The 10,639-nt window shown below is 67.2% G+C and carries 10 protein-coding genes and 1 pseudogene; 7 read left to right on the top strand and 4 right to left on the bottom strand.

Going from position 1 to position 10,639, the window contains the following annotated elements; genetic code table 11:
• The 4 genes and pseudogenes from QZ847_RS03240 to QZ847_RS03225 form a co-directional block, all read left to right on the top strand.
• Window positions 1–216: pseudogene (locus tag QZ847_RS03240) on the top strand (hypothetical protein); the annotation flags it as partial.
• 184 nt (window positions 217–400) lie between these two features.
• Window positions 401–3,085: an aconitate hydratase AcnA gene (gene acnA / locus QZ847_RS03235; protein WP_294353001.1), complete on the top strand. Its 2,685-nt coding sequence runs from the start codon at window positions 401–403 to the stop codon at window positions 3,083–3,085.
• Between the two features lie 180 nt (window positions 3,086–3,265).
• The gene (locus QZ847_RS03230) at window positions 3,266–3,529 is read left to right on the top strand and encodes an AbrB/MazE/SpoVT family DNA-binding domain-containing protein (RefSeq protein ID WP_294352999.1); all 264 of its coding nucleotides are present in this window, start codon (window positions 3,266–3,268) and stop codon (window positions 3,527–3,529) included.
• A complete protein-coding gene (locus tag QZ847_RS03225) occupies window positions 3,526–3,924 on the top strand; it encodes a type II toxin-antitoxin system VapC family toxin (RefSeq protein WP_294352998.1) in 399 nt (132 codons plus the stop codon). The genes QZ847_RS03230 and QZ847_RS03225 overlap by 4 nt, the downstream gene beginning before the upstream one ends.
• Here QZ847_RS03225 and QZ847_RS03220 read toward each other — a convergent pair.
• The 4 genes from QZ847_RS03220 to QZ847_RS03205 all read right to left on the bottom strand — a co-directional run bounded on the left by QZ847_RS03220 (window position 3,921) and on the right by QZ847_RS03205 (window position 7,601).
• Window positions 3,921–5,297 (bottom strand): amino acid permease, encoded by a 1,377-nt coding sequence (locus QZ847_RS03220; protein WP_294353005.1) that lies wholly within the window; start codon window positions 5,295–5,297, stop codon window positions 3,921–3,923. The genes QZ847_RS03225 and QZ847_RS03220 overlap by 4 nt on opposite strands.
• A gap of 480 nt (window positions 5,298–5,777) precedes the next feature.
• A complete protein-coding gene (locus QZ847_RS03215; RefSeq protein WP_294352996.1) occupies window positions 5,778–6,113 on the bottom strand; it encodes a hypothetical protein in 336 nt (111 codons plus the stop codon).
• A gap of 72 nt (window positions 6,114–6,185) precedes the next feature.
• Window positions 6,186–6,617 carry a CoA-binding protein gene (locus QZ847_RS03210; protein ID WP_294352994.1) on the bottom strand — a complete coding sequence of 144 codons (432 nt, stop codon included), beginning with the start codon at window positions 6,615–6,617 and terminating at the stop codon, window positions 6,186–6,188.
• A gap of 39 nt (window positions 6,618–6,656) precedes the next feature.
• Window positions 6,657–7,601 carry an Mrp/NBP35 family ATP-binding protein gene (locus tag QZ847_RS03205; RefSeq protein WP_294352992.1) on the bottom strand — a complete coding sequence of 315 codons (945 nt, stop codon included), beginning with the start codon at window positions 7,599–7,601 and terminating at the stop codon, window positions 6,657–6,659.
• Between the two features lie 73 nt (window positions 7,602–7,674).
• Between QZ847_RS03205 and QZ847_RS03200 the strand changes: the two genes are divergently transcribed.
• From QZ847_RS03200 to QZ847_RS03190, 3 genes are all read left to right on the top strand, one after another.
• Window positions 7,675–8,808 carry a protease modulator HflK gene (locus QZ847_RS03200; protein ID WP_294352989.1) on the top strand — a complete coding sequence of 378 codons (1,134 nt, stop codon included), beginning with the start codon at window positions 7,675–7,677 and terminating at the stop codon, window positions 8,806–8,808.
• Window positions 8,808–9,686 carry a protease modulator HflC gene (locus QZ847_RS03195; protein ID WP_093005238.1) on the top strand — a complete coding sequence of 293 codons (879 nt, stop codon included), beginning with the start codon at window positions 8,808–8,810 and terminating at the stop codon, window positions 9,684–9,686. The genes QZ847_RS03200 and QZ847_RS03195 overlap by 1 nt, the downstream gene beginning before the upstream one ends.
• A gap of 166 nt (window positions 9,687–9,852) precedes the next feature.
• Window positions 9,853–10,639: trypsin-like peptidase domain-containing protein (locus tag QZ847_RS03190; protein WP_294353003.1), on the top strand; the 787-nt coding region annotated here is incomplete at its 3' end.

Genomic DNA, 10,639 nt, shown 5'->3' with positions numbered 1-10,639 from the left:
CTCGGCTATGAGAAGGCGGCCGCCGGCGCGGCGAACCTGTCGATGTCGACGAACCAGCTCGCCGAGCGGTTCGGGGCGGTGTCGGTGACGCTGGAGATGCCGTTCAAGGACCATGACGCCAATCCGGACCCCGACTTCGGCTGGAGCCCGGAACGGTCGAAGGCGCTGGGCGTCGCCTGCCTGGAGGTGCTGGCGGAGATGATCGCGGAGATGTGATCCGCCCGGCCCCGCGCCGCCCTTTCGCCGACATCGGCCTCGCGCGGATGGGCGCCACCCCCTTTCGCACATGCGGCACCGCTGCTATCGCCCGCGGCGATCGAGAGTTTCGCTCCCGTCGCCGCCCGCACGCGCTGATCGCACGCGCCGCGCCCGACGACGGCCCTTGAGGAAAGGACTGCCCATGACGGCCATCGGCCAGGATACGCTCAACGCCCGCCAGACGCTTCAGGCCGGGGGCCAGTCCTACGATTATTTCTCGCTGAAGACCGCCGAGGAAAAGTTCGGCGATATCAGCCGCCTGCCCTTCTCGATGAAGGTGCTGCTGGAGAATATGCTCCGCTTCGAGGACGGCGTGACCGTGACCGAGGCCGACATCAAGGCGATCATCGACTGGCAGCAGGAGCGCCGTTCGGACCGCGAGATCCAGTATCGCCCAGCGCGCGTGCTGATGCAGGATTTCACCGGCGTTCCCTGCGTGGTCGACCTCGCCGCGATGCGCGATGCGATCACCAAGCTGGGCGGCGATGCGGCAAAGATCAATCCGCAGGTGCCCGTCCACCTCGTCATCGACCACTCGGTGATGGTCGACGAATTCGGCACGCCCAAGGCGTTCGAGGATAACGTCGATCTCGAGTACGCCCGCAATGCCGAGCGGTACGAGTTCCTCAAGTGGGGCAGCAAGGCGCTCGACAATTTCAAGGTCGTGCCGCCGGGCACCGGCATCTGCCACCAGGTGAACCTGGAATATATCGGCCACGCGGTCTGGGCGTCGCAGGAAACCGGTGACCACGCCAAGGCCGGCGCGACGATCGCGTACCCGGACACGCTCGTCGGCACCGACAGCCACACGACGATGATCAACGGCCTGGGCGTGCTCGGCTGGGGCGTCGGCGGGATCGAGGCGGAGGCCGCGATGCTCGGCCAGCCGGTGTCGATGCTGATCCCCGAGGTCGTCGGCTTCAAGCTGACCGGTTCGCTGCGTGAAGGCATCACCGCGACCGACCTGGTGCTGACCGTCACGCAGATGCTGCGCGCCAAGGGCGTGGTCGGCCGCTTCGTGGAATTCTACGGCCCGGGCCTCGACCAGATGACGCTCGCCGATCGCGCGACGATCGCCAACATGGCGCCCGAGTACGGCGCGACCTGCGGCTTCTTCCCGGTCGACGACAAGACGCTCGATTACATGCGCCTGACCGGTCGCCCGGACGAGGTGGTCGCGCTGACCGAGGCCTACGCCAAGGCGCAGGGCATGTGGCGCCACGCCGACGCGCCCGACCCCGTGTTCACCGACACGCTGGAGCTGGACATGTCGACGGTCGTGCCGTCGCTCGCCGGCCCGAAGCGCCCGCAGGACAAGGTCAGCCTCGACACCGTGGACGAGGTGTTCAACGGCGACCTGTTCAAGCTGTACCACCGCGAGAAGCCGGCGCGCGTCGCGGTCGACGATCGTGGCCATGACATCGGCGACGGCGACGTGGTGATCGCCGCGATCACCAGCTGCACCAACACGTCGAACCCGTCGGTGCTGGTCGCCGCCGGTCTGGTCGCGCGCAAGGCGAACGCGCTGGGCCTGAAGCCCAAGCCGTGGGTGAAGACCTCGCTGGCGCCGGGGTCGCAGGTCGTGACCGACTATCTCGACAAGGCCGGGCTGTCGGCGGATCTCGATGCGATCGGCTTCAACCTGGTCGGCTATGGCTGCACCACCTGCATCGGCAATTCGGGGCCGCTGGCCGCGCCGATCAGCAAGGCGATCAACGAGAACGATCTCGTCGCCGCCTCGGTGCTGTCGGGCAACCGCAACTTCGAGGGCCGCGTGTCGCCGGACGTGCGCGCCAACTTCCTGGCTTCCCCGCCGCTCGTCGTCGCCTACGCGCTGAAGGGCACCGTCACGACCGACATGAACGACACGCCGATCGGTGAAGGCACCGACGGTCCGGTGTACCTGAAGGACATCTGGCCCACGAACCAGGAGGTCGCCGACCTCATGGCCGCCAACATCGACGACAACATGTTCCGTTCGCGCTACGGCAACGTCTACGCCGGCGACACCAAGTGGCAGGGCATCTCGGTCGAGGGCACCGACACCTACAGCTGGCCCGCGGCATCGACCTACATCGCCAACCCGCCCTATTTCGAGGGCATGGAGATGACGCCGAAGCCCGTCACCGACATCATCGAGGCGAAGCCGCTCGCGATCCTGGGCGACTCGATCACCACCGACCACATCAGCCCGGCGGGGTCGATCAAGGCGGACAGCCCGGCGGGCAAGTGGTTGCAGGAGCGCCAGGTCAGCCGCGCCGACTTCAACAGCTACGGCGCGCGCCGCGGCAACGACAACGTCATGGTGCGCGGCACCTTCGCCAACATTCGCATCAAGAACGAGATGGTCCCGGGCGTCGAGGGCGGCATGAGCCGCTACGACGGCGAGGTCATGCCGATCTACGACGCGGCGATGCGCCACAAGGCCGACGGCACCCCGCTGGTCGTGGTCGCGGGCAAGGAATACGGCACCGGCTCGTCGCGCGACTGGGCAGCGAAGGGCACCAACCTGCTCGGTGTCCGCGCGGTGATCGCGGAAAGCTTCGAGCGTATCCACCGCTCGAACCTCGTCGGCATGGGCGTGCTGCCGCTGCAGTTCGCCGCCGGTACCGACCGCTCGACGCTCAAGCTGACTGGCGACGAGACCTTCACGATTGAGAATGTCGCAGGCCTGCGCCCGCGTCAGGACGTGACGATCAAGCTCACGCGTGCCGACAGCTCGACCGAGACGTTCCAGGCGCGCTGCCGGATCGATACCGTCAACGAGCTGGAATATTTCCTCAACGGCGGCATCCTTCAGTACGTGCTGCGTAAGCTCGCCGCCTGATCGGCGCGCACGACTGAGTGACAAGGGAGCCCGCGTCGCGACAAGCGACACGGGCTTCTTCGTGTCTGCGCCGCTTGCTTGATCGTGCGCGTTCCCTGTCAACCGGGCCTTGAGCGGAGTCCCGCTTCACCCTTCCGCCGATATGTTGCGGGTAAGGCATATTTGCCTTACTTTGCCGTCATGACCACGCTCACAATCACCGCCAAGGGCCAAATCACCTTAAAGAAGGAGCTGCTCCAACACCTTGCACTGCGACCCGGGGACCGGGTGGAGGTGACGCCTGCTCCCGGTGGCCGCCTGACGCTTGCGCCGCAACGGATCGCACGAACTGGTCGGATCGAAGATGCGATCGGCATCTTGCATCGACCTGGTCAGAAGCCGCTCTCGATCGAAGAGATGAACGAGGTAATCGCTCAAGGGTGGGCCGGCGAGCTGGACCTGTGAAGATCACGGCAGACACCAACATCCTCGTGCGGATGCTTACCGCCGACGAAGCAGTGCAATTGTCCGCCGCCGTGCGCTTAATGACGGCAGCAGAGCTGATTGCGCTACCTATTATCGCGCTCGTGGAAACCGTCTGGGTGTTGCGTAGTCGTTATAAATGGACCGGCGCAGAGGTCGCATCGGCTTTAAGAGTGCTGCTGAACGATCCGCGCGTGAAGGCCGAATGGCCGCTGGTCGAAGCCGGTCTCGACCTTCTCGATCGTGGCGGCGACTTTGCCGACGCGGTGATCGAGGCGGACGGCCGCCGCCTCGGTGCCGAAACCCTCGCCACCTTTGACGAACAGGCAGCCCGCCTGCTCCTCGAGGCGGGCGCTTCGGTCACGCGCCTCGCCTAACCCAGCATCGCACTCGCGCGACGCCGACCCCAGGCGAAGTACAGCACCAACCCCGCGGCATTCCACAGCACGAAGTACAGCTGCGTCCGGCTCGGCAAGCTGAAGAACAGATAGACGCACCCGAGCACCCCGACGATCCCGACCGGCCACGCTGCCGGCGCGCGGAACGTGCGCGGCGCATCGGGCGCCCGCCGGCGCATTACCAGCATCGCGACGCACACCGCGGTGAACGCCGCCAGCGTGCCCGCATTCGCCAGCGCCGCGATCGCATCGATCGGCATCACGCCAGCGATCACCGACACCAGCACCGCGGTCATTACCGTGATCCTGACCGGCGTCCCGCGCGACGACACCTTGGCGAGCGCTTGCGGCAACAATCCGTCGCGCGCCATCACGAAGAAGATACGGCTCTGCCCGAACAGGAAGCCGAGCAGCACGGTCGGCAACGCAATCACCGCGCTCACCGCCAGGAACGTCGCAAATCCGGGCCGCCCGATCCCGCGCAGGATCAGCGCCAGCGGCTCTGGCGAATCGGCGAAGCGCGTGAACGACAGCGCCCCCACCGCGGCGACCGCGACCAGCATGTAGATCGCGACGCATGCCACCATCGACCCGACGATCCCGATCGCCAGATCGCGCCCTGGGTTCTTGGTCTCCTCCGCCGCGGTCGAGATCGCGTCGAACCCGTAGAAGGCAAAGAAGATGATCGCCGCCGCCGCCATCACGCCGCGCTCGACCCCGTCGGGCGACACCGACTTGGCGAAACCGAACGGCGTGAACGGATGGAAGTTGTTGGCGTCGAAGTGCGGCAACGCGACCGCGACGAATACCGCCAGCGCGATCAGCTTGACCACCACTAGCACCGCATTCAGCGTCGCGCTCTCCTTGGTCCCGACGCTCAGTAATGCCGCGACCACTGCGATGATGAACACCGCGGGCACGTTGACCAGCCCGCCCAGTTCCGGCCCCTGCGTCAGCGACACGGGAAAGCCGAGCGGCGTCAGCAAAGGCGCGGCATAGCCCGACCAGCCGACCGCGACGGTCGACACCACCAACGAATATTCAAGGATCAGCGACCAGCCGATCACCCAGGCGATCACCTCCCCCAGCACGACATAGCTGTAGGTGTAGGCGCTGCCCGATGTCGGGATCATCGTCGCCATCTCGGCATAAGCGAGCGCCGCACACGAACAGATCGCGCCCGCGATCACGAACGACAGGATTACCGAAGGCCCGGCGCGGTCCGCGCCCACTCCGATGAGCGTCAGGATGCCCGTGCCCACGATCGCGCCAACGCCCAGCGCGACCAGATGCGGCCACGACAGCGTGCGCGCGAGCACGTGACCGTTCGCGTCCGCCTCGGGCGGTGCCATCGGCTTGCGGCGGAAAAGACTGGACACTGGCAACCCCCTTGTTTGCGCGCGATCGTAACAGATGCGACCGCTCGCGAAAGGGTCAGTGACGCGATCGTACGCGGTTCGTGGCCTCACGCCGCGCTTGCCGTATCACCGCAGCAGGCCATCCGCGCTGATTGCTCAAGCCGACTGCTGGCGAGCACGATGTCATCGTCGTGTGCGTATGTTCGCGCCTCCTGATCCCTGCCGGGCAGAGGGTCGATTGATGCCCGCAAATCAACTCAGCGCCGGTCAGCGCATCGTCGCCGCAACACTCTCGCTCCCTGAATTCGATGCGGGCGCTGACCTCAACGCGCATGACCGAAGAGTAAAGAAGCCTTCGCGCAGCACGACAGCGAGGCTCAAGCGAGCAGGCTGAATCCGTTCCCCGGCGATGCCGCGCGCGGTCAAATCGCCTGTCGGCGTGCACTTACCGCCATACGGCCGGGTGTCGACCCGCTATTTGGCCAGTTCGCGCGCCTTGTACCCGCCGACACCGCCACGCGTGCTGACGCTTACGCCGGCCATTCCGCCGCCGACCAGAAACGGGCTCAGGTCGTCGATCGGCGTGGTGCGGTGGAGCAGCGCCTCGCGCTCGTATGGCACGTCGTCGGTGCGGTTGCCGTTCGGGCCACCGACGAACGGCACGCGGAAGCGATCGGCGTGCCGCTTTCCGCACACGGTGATATCGGTCGTATCGGGCGTGACGACGCAGCGATGTTCCGCCGCCGTCCGCGCACGATAGGTGTCCATCGCGTCGTCAGCACCGGCGAGCAGCAGCAACAGCGGGATCATGAGGCGGGAGGATGCGCCGGTCGCGCCGATCCGGCAAGTGGGGGTGGAAGGAAAAGCACCACCCCGCCCGCATCATCCCTCGACCCGCGCCACGCCCAGCCGCGGAATGTCGATCGCGGGACAGCGATCCATCACCACCTTCAACCCCGCCGCCTCGGCGCGCGCCGCCGCGGCCTCGTCGATCACACCCAATTGCATCCAGATTGACTTGGCGCCGATCGCGATAGCCTTGTCGACCACCTCGCCTACCGCATCGGAGCGGCGGAACACGTCGACCATGTCGATCGGGTCACCCAGCTGGCCAAGCTCGCGGAACACGAACTCGCCGTGGACGTGCTCGCCGGTGATCTGCGGGTTGACCGGGATCGTGCGATAGCCGTGGTCCTGCAACGTCTTCATGACGCGGAACGACGGCCGGTCGGGGCGATCGGATGCGCCCACCACCGCGATCGTGCGCGTTTCCTCCAGCAGTGCCTTGATCTCGGCGTCACTCGTCAGCGGCATGGGAAAGCTCCTTCGGCGAAGGAACGCCCCGCCCCCGCCTCAGTTGCGCGCCATCCATTCTGCCACCTGCGCCGCAATGGGTGCGAAGACGCGGTCGTCCGCCTCCGCGGCGGGCGGTTGCCCCGCGTCCGACGCGGTACGGATCGCAATGTCGAGCGGCACGCGACCCAGGAACGGAATGCCCGCCTCCACGGCCGCCGCCTCCGCGCCGCCGCGCCCGAACGGATCGGACACCTCGCCGCAGTGCGGGCAGGCGTAGCCCGCCATGTTCTCGACCAACCCGATCACTGGCACGCCCGCCTTGTCGAACAGGTCGATCGCGCGCCGCGCGTCGATCAGCGCCAGGTCCTGCGGCGTCGACACGATCACCGCGCCAGCGGGCCGATGTTTCTGCACCATCGTCAGCTGCACGTCGCCCGTGCCCGGCGGCAGGTCGACCACCAGCGTATCGGCGATGCCCCATTCGGCATCGACCATCTGCCCGAGCGCCCCCGCCGTCATCGGCCCGCGCCACGCCAGCGCGCGGCCCGGCTCGACCAATTGCCCCATCGACAACAGCGGCACGCCGTACGGCGTCGCGACCGGCATCAGCACCTTGTCGCGCGCTTCGGGCCGCGTCCCCTCCACCCCCATCAGCCGCGGCTGCGATGGCCCGTAGATGTCGGCGTCGACGAGGCCGACACGCCGCCCGCCTCGCGCCAAAGCGATCGCGAGGTTCGCCGACAGCGTCGACTTGCCGACTCCGCCCTTCCCGCTCGCCACCGCGATCAGCCGCCGGGTGGGTCGCTCGGCGGTGACCACGACGCGCACCTCCGCGCCCGGCACGCTCGCCGCCATCCGCACGCTCGCCTCCAGCGCGTCGCGTGCCTGCTGGTCAAGCCCGCTTGCATCCACCACCACGCCGATGCGCTGGCCGTCAATCCTGACCGTCGCGCGCGTCCCCGCCACTGCGGCAACCGCGCCTTTTACCTGTTCTGCGTCCATAGCAACGAGGCGTTACGCCCGTGGTGGCCGCTTGCCACTGTTTTTCGCGCGCGCGGCTCCTATAAAGACTGTCATGACGACCTTGCAGCGCCTGTTCCGGCGCCTTCGCCGCCCGTACATCCTTTCCGCCGAGAACAATGGCCCGTGGGGCAATGGTGGCGGCAACGACGCGGGTGGCGACAAGAGCGGTCCGCGCAATCCCTGGTCGGTCCCGCCCGGCGGCGGCAATCGCGGTGGCGGCAACAAGCCAACCGCGCTCGACGAATTCCTCAAGCGCGCGCGCGGCGGCGGTAATGGCGGCAGCGGCGGCTCCGGCCCCAATCTGCCGATCGGCGCCAACCCGCGTGCGCTGTGGCTGATCGGCGTTGCGCTGCTGGTCGCGGTGTGGATCCTGTTCACCTCGTTCCACCAGATCGGGCCGCAGCAGCGCGGCGTCGTCACCTTCTTCGGCCGCTACTCGGGGATGCTCGAGCCCGGCATCCGCGTCACGCTGCCCGCGCCGTTCACCCGCGTGACCAAGGTCGACGTCGAGCAGGTCCGCACCGACGAATTCCCGCGCGAAGGCGGCGAGAACGTTCTGACCGGTGATCAGAACATCATCGATCTCGCCTATACCGTGCGCTGGCGCGTGTCCGACCCGCGCAACTACGTGTTCGAGATCAAGGACCCGCAGGAAACCGTCCGCGCCACCGCGGAGAGCGCGATGCGCGCGGTACTCGCCACCACCACCCTCGAACAGGCGATCGGCGCCGGCCGGACCGAGATCGAGGCACGCGTCGCGGAAGGAATGCAGCAAATCCTCGACAGCTATCAGGCCGGCGTCCGCATACAGGGCGTGTCGATCAAGCAGGCGTCCGCCCCCGCCAGCCTGATCGACGACTTCAACGCGGTCACCGCCGCGCAGCAGGAAGCGGTCGGCAATCTGAACAACGCGCGCTCCTACGCGCAGCAGGTGATCGCGCGCGCGCAGGGTGAGGCTGCCTCGTTCGACAAGGTGTACGAACAGTATCGCCTCGCGCCCGAGGTCACGCGCCGCCGCATGTATTACGAGACGATGGAGGCCGTGCTGGCCAATACCGACAAGACGATCGTCGAGCCGAACGGCGTGACGCCGTACCTGCCGCTAGATCGCGCCAAGCGGCTGCGCGAACCGGGCGAGGAAGCGACTGCGGCCACGCCTGCCGCCCCGCAGGAGGGAGCACGCTGATGCCGCGCCTGCTCCAGCATCCGATCGCCGCCATGTTCGCGGTGCTCGCCGCGGTGATCGTCGCCGCGATGACCTTCGCGATCGTGCCTGAAACGCAGCAGGCGGTCGTGCTCCGGCTCAACAACCCGCAGCGCGTCGTCAACCAGTGGCAGCGCGGACAGACGATCGGCGGATCGGGCGCCGGCCTGATCGCGCGCATCCCGCTGATCGACAACATCGTCTGGCTCGACAAGCGCGTGCTCGACGCCGATCTCGACAACACGTTGGTGCTGTCGACCGATCAGCTGCGACTCAACGTCGATGCCTTTGCGCGCTTCCGCATCGTCGATCCGCTGCGCGCGGTCACCTCGACCGGCAGCACCTCGAACACTGAGGAGCGCGTGGCCGATCAGCTGCGCCCGCTGCTCGGCACGGCGCTCAGGAACGAACTCGGCAAGGTGCCCTTCTCGCTCCTGCTCAGCCCCGAGCGTGGCCGCGTGATGGACGCGATCCAGAACTCGCTCCAGCGCGACGCGCGCCAGTACGGCGTCGAGATCGTCGACGTCCGCATCAAGCACGCCGACCTGCCCGACGGCAGTCCGCTCGAGAGCGCGCTGCAACGGATGCGTACCGCGCGGCAGCAGGAGGCGAACACGATCCGTGCGCAGGGGCAGAAGCAAGCGCAGATCGTCCGCGCAGAGGCTGACGCCAACGCGGCGCGCATCTACGCCGACGCGTTCAGCAAGGATGCGAGCTTCTACGACTTCTACCGCGCAATGCAGTCGTACCGCCACACCTTCGGCGCTGACGGCGGGCCGAAGCCCGAAGGTTCGACCAACATCATCATGAGCCCGGGCAATTCCTACCTGCGCGAGTTCGAAGGGCGCGCGTCGCGGTGACGCGAACGGGTATCTCGGGGAGAAAACAACCGCCGCTCGGGCCCGATGCGGGTCGACCGGCGTTGCGAAGCGTTCATATTCAAACCCCGTTCATCGCATGCCCGGCATGACTGGACGGAATTTTTCTCCCTTTTTGTAGATGGGTGATCGAGAGGACATGAAGAAAGTGCGTTACGCCTACGCCCTCACCGGCGCGCTCCTCCTTGGCGGGACGGCGGCGTCGCTGACCTTGCAGAACCCGGCAACCGCGCAGACCGCGCAGAACGAGCCCGGCGCGATCAGCGCGCAGGCGCCGCGCGCCGGCGCCCCGATGAGCTTCGCCGACATGGTCGCGAAGCTTCAGCCCGCGGTGGTCAACATCTCCACCACGCAGAAGGTGACGGTTCAGCAGCAGGCGAACCCGTTTGCCGGCACGCCGTTCGGCGATCTGTTCGGCCAGTTCGGCGGCGGTGGACAGGGCGGCGCGCCGGTCACGCGTGAGGGTCAGTCGCTCGGCTCGGGCTTCCTGATCTCGTCCGACGGCTATGTCGTGACCAACAACCACGTCATCGCGCCCGCGGGACGCGGTGCGACGGTTGAGTCGATCAAGGTCACGCTGCAGGACCGCAAGGAATATACCGCCAAGTTGATCGGCCGCGACCCGACCTCGGATCTGGCGCTGCTAAAGATTACCTCGTCGACGCCGCTGCCGTTCGTCCGCTTCGGCAACTCGACGGCGTCTCGCGTCGGCGACTGGGTCGTCGCGATCGGCCAGCCGTTCGGGCTCGGCGGCACCGTGACCGCGGGCATCATCTCGGCAGTGCACCGTTCGACCGGCGGCGGTCCATTCGACAGCTTCATCCAGACCGACGCCGCGATCAACCAGGGCAATTCCGGTGGCCCGATGTTCGACATGAACGGCAACGTCATCGGCATCAACAGCCAGATCTACTCGCAGTCGGGCGGCAATATCG

Origin of the sequence: uncultured Sphingomonas sp., from assembly GCF_913778135.1 — a bacterium.
Classification (GTDB): domain Bacteria; phylum Pseudomonadota; class Alphaproteobacteria; order Sphingomonadales; family Sphingomonadaceae; genus Sphingomonas.
This window is presented reverse-complemented; position numbering and strand designations above follow the sequence as displayed.